At 59.3% G+C, this 24,358-nt stretch carries 22 protein-coding genes; 15 read left to right on the forward strand and 7 right to left on the reverse strand.

Annotated elements, in window-relative coordinates; translation table 11 throughout:
* Window positions 1-269 precede the first annotated feature (269 nt).
* The 4 genes from dcuC to uspG all read left to right on the forward strand — a co-directional run bounded on the left by dcuC (window position 270) and on the right by uspG (window position 3,737).
* Complete coding sequence (dcuC, locus tag KB890_RS07155; RefSeq protein ID WP_004142371.1) at window positions 270-1,643, forward strand: anaerobic C4-dicarboxylate transporter DcuC; 1,374 nt, start codon at window positions 270-272, stop codon at window positions 1,641-1,643.
* A gap of 92 nt (window positions 1,644-1,735) precedes the next feature.
* A complete protein-coding gene (gene rna, locus KB890_RS07160) occupies window positions 1,736-2,533 on the forward strand; it encodes a ribonuclease I (RefSeq protein WP_004176884.1) in 798 nt (265 codons plus the stop codon).
* 178 nt (window positions 2,534-2,711) lie between these two features.
* Window positions 2,712-3,122 (forward strand): nucleoside diphosphate kinase regulator, encoded by a 411-nt coding sequence (gene rnk / locus KB890_RS07165; protein ID WP_002894404.1) that lies wholly within the window; start codon window positions 2,712-2,714, stop codon window positions 3,120-3,122.
* 186 nt (window positions 3,123-3,308) lie between these two features.
* Complete coding sequence (gene uspG / locus KB890_RS07170; RefSeq protein WP_002894401.1) at window positions 3,309-3,737, forward strand: universal stress protein UspG; 429 nt, start codon at window positions 3,309-3,311, stop codon at window positions 3,735-3,737.
* A 76-nt stretch (window positions 3,738-3,813) separates the two neighbouring features.
* Here the strand turns inward: uspG and ahpF are convergent, their stop codons facing one another.
* A complete protein-coding gene (gene ahpF / locus KB890_RS07175) occupies window positions 3,814-5,379 on the reverse strand; it encodes an alkyl hydroperoxide reductase subunit F (RefSeq protein WP_004179017.1) in 1,566 nt (521 codons plus the stop codon).
* Between the two features lie 187 nt (window positions 5,380-5,566).
* Window positions 5,567-6,130, reverse strand: coding sequence for an alkyl hydroperoxide reductase subunit C (gene ahpC, locus KB890_RS07180; RefSeq protein WP_002894394.1), 564 nt, complete (start codon window positions 6,128-6,130; stop codon window positions 5,567-5,569).
* Between the two features lie 411 nt (window positions 6,131-6,541).
* On the opposite strand from ahpC, the gene dsbG reads away from it, so the two are divergent.
* The 4 genes from dsbG (at window position 6,542) to KB890_RS07200 (ending at window position 10,349) form a co-directional block, all read left to right on the forward strand.
* Window positions 6,542-7,291 (forward strand): thiol:disulfide interchange protein DsbG, encoded by a 750-nt coding sequence (dsbG, locus tag KB890_RS07185; RefSeq protein WP_002894375.1) that lies wholly within the window; start codon window positions 6,542-6,544, stop codon window positions 7,289-7,291.
* A gap of 180 nt (window positions 7,292-7,471) precedes the next feature.
* Window positions 7,472-8,404, forward strand: a complete 933-nt coding sequence (gene citR / locus KB890_RS07190) for a DNA-binding transcriptional repressor CitR (RefSeq protein WP_004147565.1) — start codon at window positions 7,472-7,474, stop codon at window positions 8,402-8,404.
* A 110-nt stretch (window positions 8,405-8,514) separates the two neighbouring features.
* Window positions 8,515-9,738, forward strand: coding sequence for a phosphoadenosine phosphosulfate reductase (locus KB890_RS07195; protein ID WP_002894369.1), 1,224 nt, complete (start codon window positions 8,515-8,517; stop codon window positions 9,736-9,738).
* Window positions 9,723-10,349 (forward strand): IbrB-like domain-containing protein, encoded by a 627-nt coding sequence (locus tag KB890_RS07200; protein WP_004151651.1) that lies wholly within the window; start codon window positions 9,723-9,725, stop codon window positions 10,347-10,349. Before KB890_RS07195 ends, KB890_RS07200 begins: the two co-directional genes overlap by 16 nt.
* On the opposite strand, the gene KB890_RS07205 is transcribed toward KB890_RS07200, so the two are convergent.
* Window positions 10,350-11,495, reverse strand: a complete 1,146-nt coding sequence (locus KB890_RS07205; protein ID WP_020324565.1) for a pyridoxal phosphate-dependent aminotransferase — start codon at window positions 11,493-11,495, stop codon at window positions 10,350-10,352.
* 141 nt (window positions 11,496-11,636) lie between these two features.
* Between KB890_RS07205 and mtnC the strand changes: the two genes are divergently transcribed.
* Window positions 11,637-12,326 carry an acireductone synthase gene (gene mtnC, locus KB890_RS07210; protein WP_004179015.1) on the forward strand — a complete coding sequence of 230 codons (690 nt, stop codon included), beginning with the start codon at window positions 11,637-11,639 and terminating at the stop codon, window positions 12,324-12,326.
* Window positions 12,323-12,865 carry a 1,2-dihydroxy-3-keto-5-methylthiopentene dioxygenase gene (locus tag KB890_RS07215; RefSeq protein ID WP_002894357.1) on the forward strand — a complete coding sequence of 181 codons (543 nt, stop codon included), beginning with the start codon at window positions 12,323-12,325 and terminating at the stop codon, window positions 12,863-12,865. Before mtnC ends, KB890_RS07215 begins: the two co-directional genes overlap by 4 nt.
* 107 nt (window positions 12,866-12,972) lie before the next feature.
* Here KB890_RS07215 and KB890_RS07220 read toward each other — a convergent pair whose 3' ends face one another.
* On the reverse strand, window positions 12,973-15,282 hold the full coding sequence (locus tag KB890_RS07220; RefSeq protein ID WP_020324570.1) for a molybdopterin-dependent oxidoreductase: 2,310 nt from the start codon (window positions 15,280-15,282) through the stop codon (window positions 12,973-12,975).
* Window positions 15,283-15,690: 408 nt separating this feature from the next.
* On the opposite strand from KB890_RS07220, the gene KB890_RS07225 reads away from it, so the two are divergent.
* The 5 genes from KB890_RS07225 to KB890_RS07245 are packed head-to-tail and all read left to right on the forward strand — an operon-like array spanning window position 15,691 to window position 21,158.
* Entirely contained in the window at window positions 15,691-16,671 is a 981-nt protein-coding gene (locus KB890_RS07225) for a sugar ABC transporter substrate-binding protein (protein ID WP_020324566.1), read from the forward strand.
* A gap of 44 nt (window positions 16,672-16,715) precedes the next feature.
* The gene (locus KB890_RS07230) at window positions 16,716-18,218 is read left to right on the forward strand and encodes a sugar ABC transporter ATP-binding protein (RefSeq protein ID WP_020806184.1); all 1,503 of its coding nucleotides are present in this window, start codon (window positions 16,716-16,718) and stop codon (window positions 18,216-18,218) included.
* Window positions 18,215-19,204, forward strand: a complete 990-nt coding sequence (locus KB890_RS07235; protein ID WP_004147555.1) for an ABC transporter permease — start codon at window positions 18,215-18,217, stop codon at window positions 19,202-19,204. The genes KB890_RS07230 and KB890_RS07235 overlap by 4 nt, the downstream gene beginning before the upstream one ends.
* Window positions 19,201-20,205 (forward strand): ABC transporter permease, encoded by a 1,005-nt coding sequence (locus tag KB890_RS07240; protein WP_004223619.1) that lies wholly within the window; start codon window positions 19,201-19,203, stop codon window positions 20,203-20,205. Before KB890_RS07235 ends, KB890_RS07240 begins: the two co-directional genes overlap by 4 nt.
* An 11-nt stretch (window positions 20,206-20,216) precedes the next feature.
* Entirely contained in the window at window positions 20,217-21,158 is a 942-nt protein-coding gene (locus tag KB890_RS07245) for a carbohydrate kinase family protein (RefSeq protein ID WP_004147553.1), read from the forward strand.
* Between the two features lie 42 nt (window positions 21,159-21,200).
* Here the strand turns inward: KB890_RS07245 and KB890_RS07250 are convergent, their stop codons facing one another.
* Genes KB890_RS07250 through KB890_RS07260 form a run of 3 tightly spaced genes read right to left on the reverse strand, consistent with a single transcriptional unit; the run spans window position 21,201 to window position 24,343 of the window.
* Window positions 21,201-22,229, reverse strand: a complete 1,029-nt coding sequence (locus KB890_RS07250) for a 2-hydroxyacid dehydrogenase (protein ID WP_004179009.1) — start codon at window positions 22,227-22,229, stop codon at window positions 21,201-21,203.
* Entirely contained in the window at window positions 22,226-23,722 is a 1,497-nt protein-coding gene (locus KB890_RS07255; RefSeq protein ID WP_004179007.1) for an FGGY-family carbohydrate kinase, read from the reverse strand. The genes KB890_RS07250 and KB890_RS07255 overlap by 4 nt, the downstream gene beginning before the upstream one ends.
* Window positions 23,723-23,734: 12 nt before the next feature.
* Complete coding sequence (locus KB890_RS07260) at window positions 23,735-24,343, reverse strand: methylthioribulose 1-phosphate dehydratase (protein WP_004179005.1); 609 nt, start codon at window positions 24,341-24,343, stop codon at window positions 23,735-23,737.
* Window positions 24,344-24,358: the final 15 nt, after the last annotated feature.

A 24,358-nucleotide genomic window follows, 5' to 3' on the forward strand; every position in this document is an offset into this window, starting at 1 on the left:
ACTTTGATTTAAAAACCACCTAAAATAGCAAAGATAATCTCAATGCAGGTTGAACGAAATAAGGCAAACTCCTGATTTTCGCCCGCTGTCCATCAGAACGGCTTAACTATCCATCTGGTGATTATATCCAGGCGTGACGGGGGACGTGTAGTTCTTATCGCTTTATTGATTTGCATCAGCGAGTTTTGTCCGTTTTTTCGGCACATTCGCACATTAAAATTTGGTGTGGTGCTTTTTAGCTACATATTCTTTGGGTTTAGGGGTAATAAATGCTGACGTTTATTGAGATCCTGATAGGGATCGTGGTCATTGTGGGCGTAGCCCGCTATATCATTAAAGGCTACTCGGCCACCGGGGTCCTGTTCGTCGGAGGCTTAATCTTACTGATCGTCAGCGCCCTGCTGGGACATAAAGTGTTACCGGGTAATACCGCGAGCACCGGCTATTCCGCTACCGATATTATTGAATACATTAAGATTCTACTCATGAGCCGCGGCGGCGATCTGGGCATGATGATCATGATGCTGTGCGGCTTCGCCACCTATATGACCCATATTGGCGCCAATGATATGGTGGTCAAATTAGCGTCGAAGCCGTTGCGCTATATTAATTCGCCCTATCTGCTGATGATTGCCGCCTATTTTGTCGCCTGCCTGATGTCGCTGGCCGTCTCCTCCGCGACCGGCCTTGGCGTACTGCTGATGGCGACGCTGTTCCCGGTAATGGTGAATGTCGGTATCAGCCGCGGGGCCGCCGCCGCCATCTGCGCCTCACCGGCGGCGATTATCCTCTCGCCAACCTCGGGTGACGTCGTCCTGGCGGCCAAAGCCGCTGAAATGCCGCTGATCGACTTTGCTTTTAAAACCACGCTGCCGATCTCCATCGCGGCCATTATCTGCATGGCGATCGCCCACTTTTTCTGGCAGCGCTATCTGGATAAAAAAGAGCACATTTCTCACGAGATGCTCGATGTCAACGACATCACCACCACCGCCCCGGCGCTGTATGCCATTCTGCCGTTTACCCCGATCATCGGCGTGCTGATCTTTGACGGTAAATGGGGGCCGGAGCTGCACATTATCACCATCCTCGTTGGCTGCATGCTGCTGGCGGCGATCCTCGAGTTCCTGCGCGGTTTCAACACCAAAAACGTCTTTAGCGGGCTGGAAGTCGCCTACCGTGGAATGGCCGACGCCTTCGCCGGCGTAGTGATGCTGTTGGTTGCCGCCGGCGTCTTTGCCCAGGGGTTAAGCACTATCGGCTTTATCAACGGTCTGATCTCAATCGCCACCTCCTTCGGCTCGGCCAGCATTATTCTGATGCTGGTGCTGGTGATCCTGACCATGCTGGCGGCGATGACCACCGGTTCCGGTAATGCCCCGTTCTACGCCTTCGTTGAGATGATCCCCAAGCTGGCGCACTCCTCCGGCATCAATCCGGCCTACCTGTCGATTCCGATGCTGCAGGCTTCTAACCTCGGCCGCACGATATCGCCCGTCTCCGGGGTGGTGGTCGCCGTTGCCGGGATGGCGAAGATTTCCCCATTCGAAGTGGTCAAGCGCACCTCAGTGCCGGTGCTCGTTGGCCTGCTGGTGGTGATCGTTGCTACTGAAATCCTGGTGCCCGGCAGCGCGCTCCACTAATGGTCTAACCACGCGAAAAGGCGCCAGCGGGCGCCTTTTTTATGCTTTAATAACTCCCCGTTATCTTTTGCCATCCATAATCAGGAATAAAAATGTTCAGGAAGGATTTCGCCGCGATTGCCCTTGTGCTTACCGCCACTCAGGCCGGTGCTGAACCGCTCACCGCGACGCGATACGCTGATTTTGACCGCTACGTCCTTGCCCTCTCCTGGCAAACCGGATTCTGTCAGAGCATGTATGACCGCAATCGCAACGAACCGGAAGAGTGTCGCCTGCAGCAGGACACCGCGAATAAAGCCGACTTTCTGACCGTGCATGGCCTGTGGCCCGGGCTGCCAAAGTCCATTGCCGCGCGCGGAGTGGATGAACGTCGCTGGATGCGCTACGGCTGCGCCACGCGTCCGGTGCCTAACATGCCGGAGGTAAAAGCGAACCGCAAATGCCAGGCGGCGGAGACCGGACTGTCGCTGGAGATGGCCAATAAACTTAATAATGTGATGCCGGGATCGGGCGGCACCTCCTGTCTGGAACGCTACGAATATGCCAAACATGGCGTCTGCTTCGGCTTCGATCCCGACAGCTACTTTGGCGCCATGGTGCGACTAAACGGTGAAATTAAGCGCAGCCCGGTGGGGGATTTTCTCGCGAAACACTATGGCCAAACGGTCAGCCGCGCCGACTTCGACGCCGCCGTGGCCCGCGCCTGGGGTCCGCAGAGCGTGAAGGCGTTTAAGCTAACCTGCAACGGTAATCCGGCCTATCTGACGGAGATGCAAATCTCGCTCAACGCCGCGACCATCAACGCCCCGCTGGCCACTTCCGCTTTTCTGCCCCAGCCTCACCCGGGTAACTGCGGCGCACAGTTTATCCTCGATAAGGTTGGCCACTAGCGCAAAGCGGGATGCTGATTGGAAAACACCGTCCGCCGGATGGTGTTGCACGCTGAATGTGCGTTTCATCACTTCAAACTGCCGGCAACTCTCAGTATGATGGTAGGACCTTAACCCTTGCCCCTTTCGGCGAGGGTTTTCTTTTACGGACAGGTTCCTGGATAACATGGAGTATGCAATGACCAGACCCGCAATCATCATTAATGAACTGGATGCCGAACGTATCGACAGGCTGCTGGAGCAGCCGGCTTTCGCCAACTCACCGGTTGCCGATGCCCTGAATGAGGAACTCGACCGCGCGCAAATGCTGGCCCCGGAAGCGATGCCGCATGATGTCGTCACCATGAATAGCAGGGTAAAATTCCGCGATTTAACCAGCGGCGAAGAGCGCGTGCGGACGCTGGTGTTTCCGTCACAGGTGACCGACAGCGCCAGCCAGCTCTCCGTCCTCGCGCCGGTGGGCGCCGCGCTGCTGGGCCTGAAAGTCGGCAGCACCATTCACTGGGAGCTGCCGGGCGGCGCATCGACGCACCTGGAAGTGCTGGAGCTATTGTACCAGCCGGAAGCCGCTGGCGAATTCCACCGCTAATTCCGCTGCCTGAGGCGTTTCGCGCTTTATTCAGAGGATGTCCGCACATCCTCTTTCTGCTGTTTTCCCGCCGCTTACCCTTTTTTACGCTTTGCGCCTGCCTGGCTGACAGTTTTGCGACCTGAATGACACAATATCCGCATATAATATGTTGATATAGACGCAAACGAACAAGGAGGATTGCATATGTATAAGACTATCATTATGCCGGTTGATGTCTTTGAGATGGCGCTGAGCGATAAAGCCGTCCGGCACGCGGAGTTTCTGGCCCAGCAGGACGGGGTGATCCATCTGCTCCACGTCTTACCGGGTTCCGCGAGCTTTACCATGAGCCGTTTTACCGCCGACCTGCGGCGGTTTGAGGAACATCTGCAGCATGAGGCGGAGACTCGCCTGCAGACGATGGTCAGCCACTTCAGCATTGACCCGTCTCGTATCAAGCTACATGTCCGTTTTGGCAGCGTGCGCGATATGGTCAACGAGCTGGCCAGCGAAATTAACGCCGACGTGGTAGTTATTGGCTCACGCAATCCCTCCATCAGTACCCACCTGCTCGGCTCCAATGCCTCGAGCGTGATCCGCCATGCCCATATCCCGGTAATGGTCGTCAGGTAAGAATGACGGAAAGAGTATAAAAAAAGAGGCTACCCCTGGGTAGCCTCTTTGTTATGCAGGTCTATTGTCTGACTTGTTATGCGGTTTTCGTGCGGATCAGGTAGTCGAAAGCGCTCAGCGACGCTTTTGCCCCTTCCCCTGCCGCGATAATAATCTGTTTGTACGGCACGGTGGTGCAATCGCCCGCGGCGAACACGCCTTTGACGTTGGTTTCGCACTTCGCATCGATGATGATCTCGCCCATGCGGTTGCGCTCAACGGCGCCTTCCAGCCAGGTGGTGTTAGGCAGCAGGCCAATCTGGACGAAGATCCCCGCCAGCGCGATATGATGCTCATCACCGCTCACCCGGTCACGATACTGCAGACCGGTGACTTTGCTGCCATCGCCTTTCACTTCCGTGGTCTGCGCATTAAGAATGATGTCGACATTCTTCAGGCTGCGGACTTTATCCTGCAACACCTGGTCGGCTTTCATCTCTGGGGCAAACTCCAGCAGGGTTACGTGCTCTACGACGCCCGCCAGGTCAATGGCGGCTTCCACGCCGGAGTTCCCGCCGCCGATTACCGCTACGCGTTTGCCCTTAAACAGCGGACCATCGCAGTGAGGGCAGTAGGTCACGCCCTTGGTGCGATACTGTTCTTCGCCCGGCACGTTCATATTGCGCCATTTCGCCCCGGTGGCGATGATGACGCTACGCGCCTTGAGCACCGCGCCGGAGGCGGTTTCGATCTGATGCAGGCCGCCCTCTGTCGCCGCCGGCGTCAGTTTGGTCGCACTCTGGGAGTCGATCACGTCGACGTTATAGTCATTGACGTGCGCTTTCAGCGCGCCTGCCAACTTCTGGCCTTCGGTTTTCGGCACCGAAATATAGTTTTCGATATCCACGGTATCCAGCACCTGACCGCCGAAGCGTTCGCCCATCAGGCCGGTACGAATCCCTTTACGTGCAGAGTAGACCGCCGCCGCCGCGCCGGACGGGCCGGAGCCAACGATCAGTACATCGTAAGCGTCACGCTGATTCAGCTCTTCCGCTGCGCGTTTTTCCGCACCGGTATCCACTTTGGCGACGATTTCAGTCAGCGTCATCCGTCCCTGACCAAACTCCTGACCGTTCATGAACACCGCTGGCACGCCCATGACGTTACGCTCGGTGATCTCATTCTGGAAGGTCCCGCCGTCAATCGCCGTGTGTTTGATGCGCGGGTTGAGCACCGCCATCAGGTTCAGGGCCTGGACCACGTCCGGGCAGTTATGACAGGAGAGCGAATAGTAGGTTTCGAATTCGAAATCGCCATCAATATCGCGGATCTGCTCCAGCAGCGACTGGGCCTCTTTCGACGGATGACCGCCGGTCCACAGCAGCGCCAGCACCAGCGAGGTAAACTCGTGGCCCAGCGGCGAGCCCGCAAAACGCGGCCCCTGGTCGGAACCTGGGTTAGTAATCAGGAACGAGGGCTTACGTACCGCGAGCGTGTTGTCTTCTTTAAAGGTGACTTTGTCTGACAGTTCAGCGATTTCAGCCAACAGTTCCTTGATTTCTGCCGATTTAGCGCTGTCATCCAGCGTGGCAATCAGCTCAACAGGCTTGGTCAGCTTCTCAAGGTAGGCCTTGAGCTGGGTTTTCATGTTGGTGTCGAGCATTGTTATCTCCTGGGCTTAAAACATCATCATGCAAGCGGCCTCGTCAGGCTGCCTGAATGCGCTTGCATCATGGTGTTGGAATAAAATGGGCGCGAAAGCGCCCATTGATTGCCGGGTGGCACGCCGTTTACCCGGCCTACGATGTTGTAGGCCCGTGCAAGCGTAGCGCCGCCGGGCACAAACAGACTTAGATCTTACCAACCAGATCTAAAGAAGGAGCCAGCGTCGCTTCGCCTTCTTTCCATTTCGCCGGGCAGACTTCGCCTGGGTGAGAAGCAACGTACTGCGCCGCTTTGATTTTACGCAGCAGGTCAGACGCATCACGGCCGATACCTTCAGCGGTAACTTCGATCGCCTGGATGATACCCTGCGGGTCAACGACGAAGGTAGCGCGGTCAGCCAGACCTTCATCTTCACGCATGTTGTCGAAGTTACGGGTCAGGGCGCCAGTCGGGTCGCCGATCATCGCATATTTGATTTTGGCGATGGTTTCAGAACTGCTGTGCCACGCTTTGTGGGTGAAGTGGGTATCGGTAGACACAGAGTAAACGTCTACGCCCAGCTTCTGCAGTTCTTCGTAATGGTCAGCCACGTCGCCCAGTTCGGTCGGGCAGACGAAGGTGAAGTCAGCCGGATAGAAGAAGAAGACGCTCCAGCGGCCTTCGGTGTCTTTCTCGGTGACTTCGATGAATTCACCATTTTTGAATGCCTGGTTTTTGAACGGTTTGATTTTGGTGTTAATTAAGGACATCTATACTTCCTCCGTGTTTTCGTTGAGGTCTAAGTTAACGAATTTTTCCTGACCCGACCAATGCGTTTACATTATCGAATCAATAAGCGTTATCTAACAACCGGAACAAGACAACTCTGTGAACCTGTCGACGCGTTCAGCGCTAATCGCTGTTTTTCGCATCATTTGCCGCGACAAAAGTAAAAAGGCCACCTTTTCAGGCGGCCCCGTTACCTGAAATACCCGAGGGTAGGTTCAGCGCCAGTCAGACTGGCTATGTGTTGCGCTCTACATTACCTTAATGTAACAGCATCCAGGATTACATCACCCACGCCAGCAAAGGGCAATCCGTCATTCTGCTGATCTTGCCTATGACTGTGATAGGTTCGACAATCGTTTTGCCCTTTCCTGCTGATTTTACAAGGAATACTTATGTTAAAGCGTCTGCTGTTACTCAGCCTTTTGCCGTTATGCAGCCATGCGGAGGAACTCCCCGCTCCGGTAAAAGCGATTGAAAAACAGGGCATTACCATTATAAAACCCTTTGAGGCGCCGGGGGGAATGAAAGGCTGGCTGGGCAAATACCAGGACATGGGGGTCGCCATCTACCTAACGCCGGATGGTAAACACGCGATCTCCGGCTATATGTATGATGAGAACGGCAGCAACCTCAGCGAGCAGCTGTTTCAGAAAGAACTCTATACCCCGGCGGGACAAGAGATGTGGAAGAAGATGGCCAGCGCACACTGGCTGCAGGATGGTCGCAAGGACGCCCCTATCGTGCTGTATGTCTTTGCCGATCCCTTCTGTCCCTACTGCAAGCAGTTCTGGCAGCAATCCCGCCCCTGGGTAGAGGCCGGTAAAGTGCAGATCCGCACTCTGCTGGTGGGGGTGATTAAGCCGGAGAGCCCGGCCACCGCCGCGGCGATTCTCGCCAGCAGCGATCCGGCGAAAACCTGGCATGATTACGAGCAATCGAATGGGAAAATGGCTCTGACGATCCCGAAAGCAATTCCGCCGGAGAAAATGAAAATGCTCAACGTCAACCAGCAGCTGATGGACGATCTGGGAGCCAACGTGACGCCGGCGATTTATTATATGAATAAAGATAATATGCTGCAGCAGGTGGTCGGCCTACCGGATAAAGAGAAACTGCATATTATGATGGGTGAAAAAGAGTAATTCCATCCCGCAATGGCGCCTGGCGGAAGCGACCGCTGGCGCCACCGTCGACGATAAGATATATTAAGCAGAACTTAACTGTATTTGCCAATAATTAAATTCACACCGCAAATATTAAGCCACAAAACATTATCATTAAGAATATTATAATCCGCACCGGTAATAAACAGGACTGCATTAATGGCAAATCTTTACGATCTGAAAAAGTTCGATTTGAATTTATTGGTTATTTTCGAATGTATCTATCAACATTTGAGTATCAGCAAAGCGGCGGCGATGTTATTTATCACCCCCTCAGCGGTGAGTCAGTCGTTGCAGCGTCTGCGCCAGCAGTTAAACGATCCGCTATTTGTTCGTGTTGGCAAAGGAATGACGCCCACCACCGCCTGCGTCAATCTTCATTATCATCTACAGCAAAATCTGGAGCAGCTGGAAAAAACCATCAATCTTAATAATCGCTCAGAACTGCGTAAACGTATTGTGATATATGGCCCCCCGCTGTTCTGTTCAGTCAATAGCCACGTTATGATTAACCAGCTCTGTCATCAGGCGAACTTGCAAATTGAGCACCATAACCTGACCACCACCGAATCGGCTGAGGAGCTGCTGGCGTATCGCCAGGCGGACCTGGTGTTCACCCGCATGCCCATTACCAACCGCGCCACGATCTGTCAGCCCTATCAGACGGTGCAGACGCTGGCGGTTTGCCGGGCGGGCCATCCGCGACGCGAAACGCTTACCTCGGTAGAGTCACTGGCGCAGGAGTTTTTCACTCACTATATTACCAACGATCCCGTTATTCAGCGCGTGCAGCAAAGCAGCATCGCCTGGCTGAATCCGCGCAATATTGCCTTTCGCAGCGACTCTTTTATGACCATTCTTAACATGATTAATAAAACCGACTTAATTGGCTTTTTGCCTTCCTATTTATATGACTTTATCTCACCCACTATGCAGCTTCACGCCATCAACATAGATAATCTTTTTCCGGATATCACGATCTACATTAATTACCACCATGCATCTTCGCAAAATCATTTTTTAACTGAATTAATCACCATATTAATGAATGATCGAGAGGCATCACAGCCCCAATTTAATCACAGCGAATAACGCCCTTCTGTTCCCCCGCTGCCAGAAACAATAATCGACCATTAATTTCCTACCCCTCATCGTTTATACTGAGCTAACGGGAATTTTCTACTATTAAAGGATTAATGGTCATGTCGTTTATTAAATATCCCTTACCGGAATCGGTGCTGCAAGCAACTGAGCAGCGGATCCAGTGGGTCATGGATAATTTTTCGCGCATCTGTGTCTCTTTTTCCGGGGGAAAAGACTCCACCGTTATGCTGCATTTAACCGCCCAGGCGGCGCGGTTACAGGGGAAAAAAATCTGCGTGTTGTTTATTGACTGGGAAGCGCAGTTCTCCTGCACCATCGCCCACTGTGAAAAACTGCGTGCGCTGTATGCGGATGTCATCGAAACCTTTTACTGGGTCGCCCTGCCGCTCACCACCCAAAATGCCCTGACGCAGTATAAGCCGCAATGGCAATGCTGGGAGCCCGGAACCGAGTGGGTACGCCAGCCGCCGCCCTGGGCCATTACCCACCCGGGCTATTTTTCATTTTATCAACCCGGAATGAGCTTTGAAGCCTTCGTCAGCCACTTCGCCGAGTGGTTTTCGCAGCGTCGTCCCGCCGCCGTGCTGGTGGGCATTCGCGCCGACGAATCGCTAAATCGCTTTATGACGATTTCTTCACAGCGTAAACAGCGCTTCGCCGACGATAAACCATGGACCACTTCAGCGCCGGGCGGCCACGCCTGGTACATCTACCCGCTCTATGACTGGAAAACCGCCGATATCTGGACCTGGTTTGCCAAAAGCGGCGAGCCCTATAACCCGTTGTACGATCTGATGTATCAGGCCGGGGTGCCGCTGCGCTATATGCGCATTTGCGAACCGTTTGGTCCCGAGCAGCGCCAGGGGCTGTGGCTGTATCACGTGCTGGAACCTGAGCGCTGGGCCGCGATGTGCCAGCGAGTGAGCGGCGCGCACAGCGGCGGGGTCTATGCCGGGCATGATAATCAGTTCTACGGTCATCGGAAAATCGACAAGCCCGACCACCTGACGTGGAAAAGCTACGCCCTGTTCCTGCTCGACAGCATGCCGGAAACCACCGCCGAGCACTACCGCAATAAAATCGCCGTCTACCTGCGCTGGTACCAGAAAAAAGGTATGGAGGATATTCCGGATACCCAACCTGCGGACATTGGCACCAAAGATATCCCATCCTGGCGGCGAGTCTGCAAAGTACTGCTCAATAACGATTACTGGTGCCGTCAGCTTTCGTTTAGCCCAACCAAAAGCAGCCACTATCAGCGCTACCGTAAACGCATGGAAAAACATCGCCAACAATGGGGGATTTTATGCAACAACAACTGACGCAGGCGCTGGAAGCTTACCTGCAAAAGCTGGATGACGAGGCGCGCATTGAGGCTATCAACGCGTTTCGCCAGGTGCTCCACCACTACAGCCCCTTCCGCTCGCAGCCCGTCGACTGCGTGCTGTGGGTCAAACAGGAGCTGGTCGCCCCCAACGATTACAACCCGAATAACGTGGCGCCGCCGGAGAAGCGTCTGCTGCAAACGTCGCTGGAGGCCGACGGCTTTACCCAGCCGGTCGTCGTCATCCAGCAACGCCCACAGGCGTATACGATTGTCGATGGTTTTCACCGCCATGAGCTGGCCTGCAGCAAAGCCGCGCTGAAAAAAACGCTAAAAGGCTATTTGCCGGTGACCTGCCTGACGAGTGAAGCTGCCTCGCGTGACGGGCTGATGGCAGCGACCATACGCCATAACCGGGCGCGCGGTCGCCACCAAATCCACGCCATGTCAGAGATCGTCCGCGAGCTGACCCAGCTCGGCTGGACGCCGCAGAAAATCGGCAAAGAGCTGGGGATGGATGCCGATGAAGTGCTGCGTCTGAAGCAAATTAGCGGCCTGACAGAGATGTTCGCCGGCCGCCAGTTCTCCCAGGCGTGGACGATTAAGTAACTACAGCTGGCACAAACGCGCCGCCGCAGCCAGCAGAGTCGCCGGCTGTTTGGCGAAGCACAAGCGGATCAGCTTGTGCGGGAACGGATCGGCGCAGAAGACGGAGAGCGGGATCGCCGCCACGCCGATCTCAGTGGTCAACCAGCGGCAGAAGCTGAAATCGTCAAGATCGGAGATGGCGCTGTAGTCCGCCAGCAGGAAATAGGTCCCTTCACAGGGCAGGATTTCCAGCCGGCTGGGACGCAGCGCTTCAATAAACAGATCGCGACGTTCCCGATAAAACGCCGGCAGCTCACGATAATGCTCCGGCGCTTCGCGCAGCATGTCGGCGATCGCCAGCTGCGCCGGGGTATTCACCGAGAAGGTCAGATACTGGTGCACCTTGCGCAGTTCGGCGCTGATGGCCGCCGGGGCCACGCAGTAGCCGACCTTCCAGCCGGTCATATGAAAGGTTTTGCCAAACGAAGAGACCGCCACCGCCCGCTCGCGCAGCTGGGGATGCGCCAGTACGCTGGCGTGGCCGCCCTCAGCAAAGCAGATATGCTCATAGACTTCATCGCTCAGGACATAGATCTCGCGTGCGGCGATCGCCTGCCACAGGGCGGCAAAATCCTCGCGCTGCCAGACGGTGGCCGAAGGGTTGTGCGGGGTGTTGAGGATCACCAGCCGGGTTTTCTCGCTCAGGGCGGCGGCAAATTGCCGCCAGTCGACGCGAAAATGCGGCGGCTGCAGCGCAATACGACGTAACTCGCCGCCGGCCAGCGCCACCGCGGGGGCGTAGCTGTCATAGCTAGGATCGAAACAGATCACCTCGTCGCCGCGGCGCACCAGGGCGGTGATCGCCGCATACAGGGCCTCCGTCGCGCCGGCGGTGACCGTGATCTCGCTGTTAACGTCGGGCTGGTAACCATACAGCTCCGCCGTCTTCCCGGCGATCGCCTCGCGCAGCGCCGGCACGCCGGTCATCGGGGCGTACTGATTCGCCCCCTGCGCCACGTGGTACGCCAGACGCTCCTGCAGATAGCGCGGGCCGTCAAAATCGGGAAAGCCCTGGGACAGGTTTATGGCCTGATGCTGCTGGGCCAGGGCGCTCATCTGGGTAAAAATCGTGGTGCCGAGCGCAGGAAGTTTACTCTCTGGAATCAAGGGGTTATTGTTCATTCTTTTTATACCGATTGTAATGCTGTTGTTGAAGCCACTATAACACGATGTTAATATTTGGCAATCAAGACGCTTAGACGTCTAAATGCTAATGTTATTCCACGCTACGCCCACTCTGGAGAAACCATGATCCGCGCCATCGTGACCGACATAGAAGGCACCACCAGCGATATCCGCTTCGTGCATAACGTGCTGTTCCCCTACGCCCGCGAACGACTGGCCGGCTTTGTGACCGCTCAGCAGCACGCTGAACCGGTCAAAACCATTCTCGACAACCTGCGCCGCGAAACAGACGCCCCCGCCGCCAGCACCGCCGACCTTATCACTACCCTCTTCGCCTTTATGGATGAAGACCGTAAATCCACGGCGCTGAAGGCGCTGCAGGGGATCATCTGGCGCGACGGCTATCTCAACGGCGACTTTACCGGCCATCTCTACCCGGACGTACTGCCGGCGCTGGAGCAATGGAAAGCGCAGGGTATTGATCTGTATGTATATTCCTCAGGCTCGGTGGCTGCGCAGAAATTGTTATTTGGCTACAGCGATGAAGGTGATATTACTCATCTGTTCACGGGCTATTTCGATACCCTGGTAGGCGCCAAACGTGAGGTGCAGTCCTACCGTAACATTGCTGAACACCTGGGCCATGCCCCTGGCACCATCCTGTTCCTGTCGGATATCCATCAGGAACTTGATGCCGCCGAGGCCGCGGGTTTGCGCACTGTGCAGCTGGTTCGCGGCGACCGCGACCCGGCGAGCCACCATCCTCAGGTTCAGCGTTTTGACGACATTCATCCGGAGCAGATCCCAGCATGAGCGCATTAACTCTTTTTTCCGTGACCGATCCGCAAACGCCGGTCTGGCACAGCACCGACGCCAAAGCGATTCAGGATCAACTTAACGCCAAAGGCGTCCGTTTCGAGCGCTGGCAGGCCGACCGCGACCTCGGCGCAAATCCCAGCCCGGAAACGGTGATTGCCGCCTATCAGCATGCGATTGATAAACTGGTCGCCGAAAAGGGCTACCAGAGCTGGGACGTCATCAGCCTGCGCGCCGATAACCCGCAAAAAGAGGCGCTGCGGGAAAAGTTCCTGAACGAGCACACCCATGGCGAAGACGAGGTGCGGTTTTTTGTCGAGGGCGCTGGCCTGTTTTGCCTGCACATTGGCGACGAGGTGTTCCAGGTGCTGTGCGAAAAGAACGATCTGATTTCGGTTCCCGCCCACACTCCGCACTGGTTTGATATGGGATCAGAACCGAACTTCACCGCCATTCGCATTTTTGATAACCCGGAAGGCTGGATCGCCCAGTTTACCGGCGACGATATCGCCAGCGCCTACCCGCGGCTGGCGTAACGTCAAACTGTCGTCAGTCTTAAACCGCCAGGCGCGGGCTTTGCCGGAGGCGGCGCATACCGCGCCTTCTCCGGGCTACCCGCCCCGCCGCCGGCGAGCGCCAACGCCTAAACTTCAATAAACTTCGGCGGATCAAAGGCGGTGATCGGCGGCAGTTCCTCACGCCACGGGGCGATCTCCACCCAACAGCTCTGGGCGCTACAGCCCTGCCCCAGGCGCGAACTGCCGCGATCCTCGGTTAATACGTTGGGATTACCGTGCTTATCGAGCGACCGTTCTTCCTTCGGATCCAGCGGGTCATACCAGGCGCCGGTGGACATCTGTACCACGCCGGGCAAAATCTGCTCGCTCAGGTGCACCCCCGCCAGAATCGCCCCGCGGTCGTTATAGACTTTCACCACGCTGCCTTCGCGGATATCCCTTGCCTGCGCATCGCTCGGATGCATCCACAGCGGCTCGCGTCCCTGAACTTTCGTCGCCCGGCTGACGCTGCCGTGGTCGTACTGACTGTGCAGGCGGGCGCGCGGCTGACTGGAGAGCAGATGAAGCGGCCACCGCGCCGCCTCCTGTCGCTGCCGGGCGGCCTCCTGTTCATCCCACCACGGATGGCCAGGACATTCGCGATAGCCAAACCCGGCGACGGTGGCGGAAAAGAGTTCAATTTTGCCGGAGGGGGTGGAGAGCGGATAGCGCTGCGGATCGGCGCGAAAATCGGCGAGAAAAATTTGCGGCCGCTCCGGCGCGCTGTATTCCAGCACCCCTTGCTGCCAGAAGTCATCGAACGAGGGCAGCGCAATACCCTCCTCCTGCGCCCGCGGTCTTGACTCCTCATAGAGATGACGCAGCCACTGCCCGGCGTCACGCCCTTCGCTGAACGCTTCTCCGAATCCCAGCCGATCGGCGAGATCGCAGAAAATAGCGTAATCGTCACGCGCTTCGCCCACCGGCGGGATCTGCGCGCTCATGGCGATCATAAACCCGTCGTGACCGCCGCTGCCGATATCCTCTCGCTCCAGCGAGGTGGTGGCCGGCAGAACGATATCGGAGAATTTGGCCTGCGCGGTCCAGTACTGCTCATGCACCACCACCGTCTCCGGGCGGCGCCAGGCCTCGCACAGTCGGTTGATGTCCTGATGATGATGAAACGCATTGCCTCCCGCCCAGTAGACTAAACGGATATCGGGATAGCGCCGCTGCTGACCGTCGAACTCATAGGTTTCTCCCGGGTGCAGCAGCATATCGGACAGCCGCGCCACCGGGATAACGCTGTCCACCGCATTCTCCCCGGCGGGTAAGCGTGGGCCGGAAAACGCTTTTCGCACCGCGCCCGCCAGGTTGGTGCAGGCGTAGCCAAACCCGAGGCCGCCGCCCGGGGTGCCGAGCTGTCCCAGCAGCGCGGTCAGGGCCACCGTCGCCCAGTAGGCCTGCTCCCCTTGACGGGCGCGCTGGATAGACCAGGAGATATTCACCATCGTCCGGTGGCGGGCCATCTCCCGCGCCAGGTCGGCGATGCGCTGGGCGTCCAGGCCGGTAATCGCCGCCGCCCACGCCGGGGTTTTCGCTACGCCATCGTGCTCGCCCAACAGATAAGCGCGATAGGGGGCAAACCCGACGGTATGGCTGGCAACAAACGCCTGGTCGTAAAGGGACTCAGCGATCAGCACATAGCTCAGGGCCAGCAGCAGTGCGGTATCGGTGCCCGGCCGAATGGCCAGCCACTCGGCGTCGGGCACCGCGCTGAGGTCATTGCGCACCGGACTGATATTGATAAACCGCGTGCCGTTGGCCTGCATCTTATCCAGCCAGTACTGGAGCATATGGTCATTGGCGCCGCCGCCGTTGACTTGGGCATTGCGCAGCGGCAGACCACCAATGGCGACAAACAGCTGACACTCCCGGGCCAGCTCGGAAAAATGGGTATGCTGCCGGTGCAGCGGGCTCAGCGGCCCGAGAATATGCGGCAGAATACGCTCGCCCGCGGCGCTGCTATAGGTATTGGTGCTGGCGGTGTACCCGCCAAAGCCCTTGAGAAACCGGTGCAGCTGGCTCTGCGCATGGTGAAAGCGTCCAGCGCTGGCCCAGCCGTAGGAGCCGCCGTAGATCGCCTCATTGCCGCAGCGCGCCTTGACCGAGCGCAGCTCGCGCGCCAGCAGGTCCAGGGCCACCTCCCAGCTGACTTCGACAAAGGGCTCTTTACCTCGCCCTTCTCGTGACGCCGGCCCGTGCTGGAGATAGCCGGCGCGCACCGCCGGACGGCGAATGCGCGTTTGGCTGGTCACCGCGTCGGGAAGCGACTGGCCGATGCGTGAGGGATTTTTATCCCAGGGCACCGGCTTAACCGCCACGATCTCGCCCTCACGGCTCTCCACCTGCCAGGTTCCCCAGTGCATCACCGTATAATTATGCTGTTTCTTCATAGCGCCCGCGTTCTTCTCAGCTTAAGGTTCATTACAATAAAGCGGGGAAATAGGGTAATAATCCTTACCCGGCCAGACATTGCTCTGCTAAAAAAAGCTTTAGCCCGCGCAATCTTCTTTTTTTCTCTGTAGACGCCGTATTTCCCATGCACTCACAATATTAAGAAAATTGTCTTTATCCGCTAAATAAACACGGAATAAGTCAAAAATAAAACCACAAAATAAAAAGGTCTATCCGCCATCATGAAATATTTTCAGGTTCCTCATGACAAAATAAACTTTTTCTCTGACGTTTCTGCGATATAACATTCCTGGCATAACTTAGACTTATTTTTTATTTGAGGTGGCGAGGTGCTTCTTGTCATGCTACCGGTCCGCAACCACCTTCATCACAGGATCATAATAACAATGTCGCAGAAAAGAAAATTATTGCCTGCCGCGCTGGGACTGCTTTCCCTTGCCTCGCTGAGCGTCGCTGCCGCAGACGCCCTCTCCTTACAGGGAAAAACCATTGGCGTTGCCGTGGTCGGCACTCAGCATTTCTGGGATCGCGAGGCCTTTAAAGGCGCGACAGAGGAGGTGGAGAAGCTGGGGGGCAACGTCATTGGCGTCGATGGCGGCCGCGATAATCAGGTGCATGCCAATAACCACGATATTTTACTGTCACGCAAGGTGGACGCGGTAATTAGTATTCTCGGCGATAGCGCCGTCGAACCAAAATTTAAAGCATTGCGTGATGCCGGTATCCCGGTATTTACCGTGGATCATGTTTCTCAATATTCGGTCAACAATACTACTTCCGATAACTACACCTTAGGCTCAACCATCGGCCGCTACATGGCGGATGAATTAGGCGGCAAAGGCAACGTCGCCGTATTTAACGCCTTCTCCAGCGCGCTGCGTATTTGCGGAATTCGCTACGATCAGTGGAAATATGTCCTTAAGGATTATCCGGATATTCATATTATCCAGCCCGAGCTCGCGGAACAGTTCGCCAACTCGCCGGAAGACGCGCGCAAGAAAACCCTCGAATTACTCAGCCAGTATCCGAAAGGCAAACTGGACGCCATCCATGTCGCCTGCTGGGATCAACCGGCCATCGGCATCGTCCAGGCGCTGGAAGAGACCGGTCGCGATAAAGACGTGAAAGTGACGGCCATCGACGCCGGTCCGGAGACCCTGGAGATCATGGCGGAGCCCGGCAGCCCGTTCGTGGCTAACGTCGCGCAGCAGCCGCATCTGATCGGCCAGACCTCGGCTGACAACGTGGCCCGCTACTTTGCCGGCCAGAAACTACCGGTGCAAACCTTTATTCCGGTGGTTCCGGTGAAAGGTCCGCAGGAAGCGAAAGCGGTGTATAAACAGTTGGGATACGGCGAGCTGCAGTGATTAATCAACATCCTGGCGGGGAACGCCCCGCCGCTGGTCTGGTCATGGAGCAGATCGGTAAACGTTTTGCCAGCGTCACCGCGCTTAATGCGGTTACCCTGCGCCTCAATCAGGGGGAGATTCATGGCCTGATTGGCGAGAACGGCGCCGGTAAATCGACGCTGATCAAGATCCTCGCCGGTGTCTATCAGGCCGACAGTGGCAGCGCCACCCTCGACGGTCACCCGCTGCCCCTTGGCAATCCGGCAGCCATCGAAGCCGCCGGCATCCGCGTTATCCACCAGGAGCTGAACCTGATCCCGCACTTTACCGTCGCGGAATCGGTGTTTCTGGGCCAGGAGTATCGCACCCGCTGGGGGGCGCTGGATCGCCGACGGATGAAGGCCGCCACGGCGCAATTTTTCCAGCAAAACTGGCAGCTGGCGATCGACCCCGAACGGTTGGTGCGCGACCTGAGCCTGGCCGAGCGCAAGCTGGTGCAGATTGCCCGCGCGCTGATCGACGGCGCGGCGCGGCTGGTGGTGTTCGACGAACCCACCGCCCCCCTGGAGGCGCAGGAGGCCAGTCTGGTCTCCTCCGCCATCCTGCGCCTGCGCGACCAGGGCATTGCCATTCTGTATATTTCCCACTACCTCAATGAGATAGCCACCCTCTGCGACCGCGGCACCGTGCTGCGCAACGGGGAAGTGGTCGGTTACCCGGACCGCGACCTGCTGCAGAATACCGAGGCGCTGATCGCCATGATGGTCGGCCGGGAAATCGACCAGCTGTATACTCCGCGCCAGCGCCCGGCGGCAGACAATGGGGCAACCCCGCTGCTCTCGGTGCGCCAGCTGAGCGACGGGCGGCAGCTGCAGGATCTTTCTTTTGATATTCAGCCGGGCGAAATCGTCGGCGTCGCCGGCCTGCTGGGCGCCGGACGCGATGTGCTGGTCGACTTACTCTACGGCTTACGCCCGGCGGAACGCGGCACCATCCACCTCGAGGGCCGGCCGCGGCGCATTCGTACGCCGAAGCAGGCGATCCGCGCCGGCATGGCGCTGGTGCCACGCGACCGCCGCCATCAGGGGCTGATCCTGCCCTTCACCACCGCCGACAATATTAATCTCGCCTCGCTGCCGGAGACCGCCACCTTTGGCTGGGAGCGGCGGGGTATCGCCGAGCAGAAAGCGCGCGACTGGATAGAACAGCTGGCAATCCGCCCGGGACGCCCGGGGCTGCCGGTACGCTACATGAGCGGCGGCAACCAGCAAAAAGCGATCCTCGCCCGCTGGCTGGGGACCGATGCCCGGCTGTTTATTCTCGATGAACCCACCCTGGGGGTCGATATCGGCGCCCGCCGGGATATTTATCAACGTACGCGCCAGCTGGCCGATCAAGGACGGGCGGTGCTGGTCTCCTCCAGCGACGCCCCCGAACTGCTCGGACTATGCGACCGGATCCTGGTCCTCTGGCGCGGCGCGCTGGCGGCCAATCTGCCCACCCGCGGGCTAACGCTGGACGCCCTACTGGTGGCGATCAACGGCGGACAGGAGCCTTCACCATGAGTACTGCTATCCAGCGTCGCGGCCGTCCGGGCCTGGCGACGCTGATTGAAAAATTTCCCCTGATCCTGTTTCTGGCGCTGCTGGTATGGCTGAGCGTACAGTCGCCCTACTTTCTCAGCTGGCAAAATATCAGCCTGATGCTGGTCCAGAGCGTTCCGCTGGCAATCCTTTGTTTCGGCCTGGTCTGCGTTATCGCCGTGGGCGGAGATGACGTGGTCTCCGGCGGCATCGACCTCTCCCTGCCGGCGACGGCGGTGCTCGGCGTCGCGCTGCTCAGCCTCGGGCTGGCCGAATGGCACACGCCGTATCTCCTGCTGCTGGCGCTACTGGCGGCGGTTTGCCTGCTGTGCGGGGCGATCAACGGCTTGCTGGTGCTGGCGGCCGGCCTGCCGCCGCTGCTGGCCACCCTCTCGACCTCGGTGGCGTTTACCGGCCTGACAGATCTGTTGACCGGCCAGCGGCGCATCGCGGTCAGCGATCCGCTGATGGTCGCCTTTCGCGACAACAGCGTGCTGGGCCTGCCCTGGCCGCTGGTCTACCTGCTGGGGGTGTTTATCCTGTTCCAGTTCCTGCTCCACCACTCCCGCTTCGGCCAGCATGTGCAGGCGGTGGGCGGCAATCGCGATATGGCGCAGATGAGCGGCCTGAACGTGCGCCGCTTGACCCTGCTGGTCTGGCTGTTAGCGGGCATTGCCGCCGGGCTGGCTATTCTGCCGCTGCTCAGCCAGGGCTCCGGCAGCTCCAGCGGGACGGCCACGCCGCTGCTGCTGGAGACCGTGCTGGCGACCTTTATCGGCGCCGCCTTCTCGCGCCGTCGGGTGGTCACCATCTGGGGCGCGCTGCTGGGGGCAATCCTGGTCAACGCCCTCTCTAACGGGCTCGGCCTGCTGGGGGTCAATATCTTCTGGATGGGCGCCATTAAAGGCGGCCTGATCCTGGTGGTGCTGGCGGCCTCGGCGGTCAGACACAAAGGAGGCGAGGCATGAGTCAAATCACCCTGAAAACCTCTGCGTCGGCGGAACAGACGGCCAGCAGCCCGCTGGCCTGGCTGTCGCGGGCCGGATTTGGCGTCATCATCCTGCTGGCCATCGCCCTGTTTGGCTGGGCGAATCCGGTATTTTTAACCGTGGATAACTGGGCCAACCTGCTGCAGGGCAGCGCGATCCTGCTGATTGTGGCGATGGCGATGACCCTGATCGTCAGCGCCGGGGCGATTGATCTGTCGGTGGGCGTCGCGCTCGATTTCGGCGCCGCCTTCGCCCTCGTCGCCCTGAAAACCTGGCATCTGCCGTGGCAGGCCGCGGTGGGCTGCGCTCTGCTCGGCGGCGTGCTGATTGGCCTGCTCAATGCCTTTCTGATCCTCATCTGCCGGATCCGTCCTTTCCTCGCCACGCTCGGCACCTGGTTTATCGCCAGCAGCGCCGAGCGCATCTATACCGACGGCGGCGGCGCGATAGCCTATCGGCGGATGGCTCCGGAGTATCACGACCTGGCGGTGGGCAACCTTGGCGGGATCCCCACGCCGGTAGCGATCGTGCTGGCGCTGTGGCTGGCGGCCTGGCTGGTTACCGAGCGCACCCTGTGGGGCAAATATGTCCGCGCCATCGGTCAGAACAGCGAAGCGGCGCGTATCGCCGGGATCCGCGATCGCCTGACCATGCTCGGCGTGCTGGTGGCCGCCTCGGCGCTCTGCGCCGTCGGCGGGGTGATCCTCTCCGCCAACCTGCGGCAGTTTACCCCGCTGGCCGGGCAGTCTTACCTGATGGACGCCATTGCGGCAGTATTTATCGGCACTGCCTTTACCCGTCTGGGCCGGGTCAGCATCCTCGGCACCCTCGGCGGCGTGCTGTTCCTTGCCATTATTGATAACGGCCTGAACCTGATGGGGCTCAATTATCTGGTGAAGGACGCGCTGGTCGGCGTGATTCTGGTGGTGGCCCTCGCCCTATCCTTCTGGCAGGCGCGCCTGCGCCAAACGCATCGCTAAACGGGAGAACGATGGCAACCTTTGACGCCGTATTTGTCGGCCTGACTATTCTGGATATCGCCGGGCGCCCGGTGGTGGCGATCCCGCCGCGCGGCGGCGTCGCCTTTATTGAGCAAATTCGTCTCAACCCCGCCGGCACCGCCGCCGGGGCTAATATCAACGCCGCGAAGCTCGGGATCCGCACCGCGGCGGTGGCCTGCCTGGGCGAAGATGAAAAGGCCGACTTTATCCTCGCCAGCTATGCCCGGCTGGGCATCGACTGCTCGCTTATCCAGCGCACCGCGCTGAAGGAGACCTCGGCGACGATCCTGCCGATTCGCCCCAACGGCGAACGTCCGGCCCTGCACTGCCGGGGCGCGTCTGACGCCCTGTTTGTCAGTGAAGCGGAATTTGACGCCGTCCTTGACTGTCGTTTCCTGCATCACGGCGGGACCGGGCTGCTGGCGGCAATGGACCAGGGACAGAGCGCGCGGCTGTTGCAGGCGGCCAAAGCGCGCGGAGTCACCACCAGCTTTGACCTTATCGCCCCGAATGAAGAGACCCTCGAACTACTGCGGCCCCTGTTGCCGTCGGTGGATTATTTCATGCCTTCGCTGGAGGAAGCCGCCTTTCTCTCCGGAGAGACGCAGCCGGAGGCCATCGGCCGCTTCTTCCTGGCGCTCGGCGTGGGCACCTGCATTCTGAAAGACGGCGAGAACGGCTCCTGGCTTATCGGCCGCGATGGCGGGCCGCAGCATATTGCGCCGTGGCCGGTCGAGGCGGTGGATACCACCGGCTGCGGCGACAGCTACTGCGGCGGGTTTATTGCCGCGCTGGCGCGCGGACTCAGCGTGAAAGCAGCGTGTGACGTCGCCTCGGCGGTGGCCGCGCTGGTGGCGACCGGGATGGGATCGGATGCCGGGGTAGTGGACTGGGAACAGACCCAGGCTTTTATGGCGGCCCATCGCCCCTGACGATGGACCCGCGCCGCTGCAGAACGCGGCGGCGCAAGCGGCTTAACGCCACTGGTACAGCAGCGGCTCCCCGGCGACATAGCGCTGAAGATCGGCGGCAATCATCGCCGTGTGTTTGGCGATACTCTCCCGGGTGGCTCCGGCGATATGCGGCGTGATAATCACGTTATCGAACTCGATGACAAAAGGATGATCGCGCCACAGCGGTTCGCGGTGATAGACATCCAGCGCCGCGCCGCCCAGCGGGCCGTGGCGCAGGGCATCAATCAGCGCTGCCTCGTCGACCACCGCCGCGCGAGAGGTATTGATCAGCAGCGCGCCGGGCTTCATGCTGTTTAACAGCGCGGCATTCACCAGCCCGTCGCTGTGCGGCCCGCTGCTCAGGTGCAGGCTGACGATATCCGCCTCGCGGAACAGCGCCTCCAGGGTCGTTTTCTGTAGCCCTGGCTCATTGATATCCTCTGCGGCGACGAACGGATCCACCACCAACACCGCCATGCCGAACGCCCGGGCGATACGCGCCACCCGGCGGCCAATGTTGCCATACCCCACCAGCCCCAGCGTTTTATTGCGCAGTTCAGTGCCTTTAAACACTTCATAGGGGCTTTCCGGGCTCACGTCCCAGACCACATCCCGCCGCAGCCCCTGCCGGGTGGCGGCGGCGGCATTGTCAGCCTGCGTGAATTCCCCCCGCTTCAGCGCCGCATGAGATTGCGGAATATGGCGCGCCAGGCTGAGCATCAGGCCAAGCGTCAGCTCCGCGGCGGCATCGGCATTGCGCCCCGGGGTGTAGAGCACCCGGATGCCGCGCGCCTGGGCGGCCTGGGTATCAATATTCACCGGATTCGCGCGGGTGCAGGCGATCACCTGCAGGCGCGGACAGGCGGCCATTACCGCGTCCGTCACCTCATCATAGCTGGTCACCAGCACCTCGGCGTCGTGGGCCAGCTCAATCAGCTGACCGGCGCTGAGTTTCGGTTTGCCCAGCGCCCACCCCTCCACCAGCAGCTCGCCCAGCTGGTGGAAGGCGCTAAGGTCGCCAGCATGCTCGGCGGTAAAAACGATTTTCATGGTTGTAGGTCCTGAGAAAGAGGTTGAAGGGCGGCCTGTCTGGCCTGCCATACCGGCAGCATCTGCTCGCGCAGCAGGCGGTAAACGGGATACAGCGCCGCGTAGCGGGCATGCGCCTGAGGGCGCGGCTGATAGCGGGTCTGCGCCAGCGGAGGCGTCTCGGCCAGCGCCGCGACGCTACGGGCCGCCAGGATCGCCGCGCCGCGCGCGCTCAGTTCGTTAAAGGCGCTGGAGACCACCGTGCGTCCGGTACAGTCGGCGATAATCTGCAGCCAGGTCGCCGAGGCTGCGCCGCCGCCGGTCAGATACAGCTCGCCGCCCTGCGGATAACCCTGCAGCGCATCGACAATGGCGAAGGCCAGGCCTTCAAACACCGCGCGCTGCAGTTCGGCGCGGGTGGTGTGCGGGCTAATGCCGAAAAAGCCGGCCCGCGCGTCCGGGCTGTAAAACGGTGCACGTTCGCCATTGAGGTACGGCTGCCAGAAGACGCCGCCGCTGCCTGGCTCCACCGCCGCGATCGCCTGCTCCAGGCGCCCCAGATCGGCGTCCAGCGAAATATGCTGCTGCAGCCAGTCAATGTTTGGCGTACCGGCCTGCATCGGAAACAGGGAGATCACCTGTCCGGCTTCGGTATGGGTGACAAAGCGCGTCGCCTCGTTCACCGTCTGCGGGCCGCGGCAGACGATCCCGGTGCAGCAGGTGGTGCCGAGGATCGTGTAGATATCCCCTTCGTTGACCGCGCCGCAGCCCAGCGCGGCGCTACAGACATCCAGCGCCCCGGCGGCCACCGGCGTCGCGGCGGGCAGCCCGGTCAGCGCCGCCACCGCGTCGCTCAGCGTGCCGGCCGGGGCATCCGGGGCCAGCAGCGGGGGAAACAGCGGCAGCAGTTCGTTCAGCCCCATCTCGTTCATCACCACCGAGGACCAGCTGCCGGTCTGCTGATTGAGTAACGAGCTGCTGGCGTCCGTCAGCTCCAGCGCCGCCACGCCGGTCAGGCGAAAGCGGATCCAGTCCTTGACGAAAAACAGATAGCGCGCGGCCGCCAGCCGCGCCGGCTGATACTGTTTCAGCCAGTACAGCTGCAGGCTGGTATTGCAGGGCTGCAGGTGGGTGCCGGTATCGGCGAAATAGCGGCGGTCGAAGCCGGGTCGGCGCAGCAGGTCGCTCATTAGCTCGTGGCTGCGGGTATCGCTCCACAGGATCCCCGGGCCCACCGGTTCGCCCTGCTCATCGCTGAGCCAGACCCCCTCCCCTTGCCCGGCGAGGCCGATAGCCCGCAGCCGCCCCGCCTGTAGCGCCGGATGGCGGGCAATCTGGCGCAGAATAGCCAGCACCGAATGCCACAGCTGGGTCATATCCTGTTCCGCGTAGCCATTGGCCGACAGGCGGGGTGAGGTATTTTCCGCGGCGCTGGCGCAGGCGGTGAAATGCTGATCAAACAGCACCGCTTTCACCCGCGAGGTGCCAATATCGATACCAAGATAAAAATCCATACCTGCTCCGGCTCAGGGCTCGTAGCGGCGGCGCATCAGCTCGCACTCGAACAGGAACTCCAGCCCCTCCAGTTGACGGCGGGCCTCCTGAATATCTTTCCCCCAGCAGGTCAGGCCGTGGCCGCGCAGCAGAAAGCCGTAGCGCAGCGGGCGCGCTTGCGCATAATCGGCAATCCGCGCCGCCAGGGCGTCAATATCCTGGTCATTATCGAAGATGGCGATCGGAACAGTATCGAGATGGCTATGCTGCCCGCTAAGGGTTTTCTGCATTTCATACCCCTGCAGCGCCAGCGTGTCGCTTTTTTCGATGCGCGACAGCACAGTGGCGTTGACGGTATGCACATGCAGCACCACGTTGGCTTCCGGGAACAGGCGATACACCAGGGTGTGCAGACCGGTCTCGGCCGACGGCTTCCGTCCGGAAGGCGCCTGGTTGGTGGCGATCTCAACCTGCAGAAAATCCTCGGTTGTCAGGCTGCCTTTGTCGCGGCCCGACTCGCTTAGCCAGCACCAGGTATCATCCTGACGCACCGACATATTGCCGCCGGTCGCCGGCGCCCAGCCTTTCGCGCCGATCCAATGACAGGTGGTGACCAGTTGCGCGAGTCTTTCTTGCCACATAGCAGTTCCTTAGGT

The sequence above is a fragment of the Klebsiella sp. P1954 genome (assembly GCF_018199955.1).
Taxonomy (GTDB): Bacteria; Pseudomonadota; Gammaproteobacteria; order Enterobacterales; family Enterobacteriaceae; genus Klebsiella; species Klebsiella pneumoniae.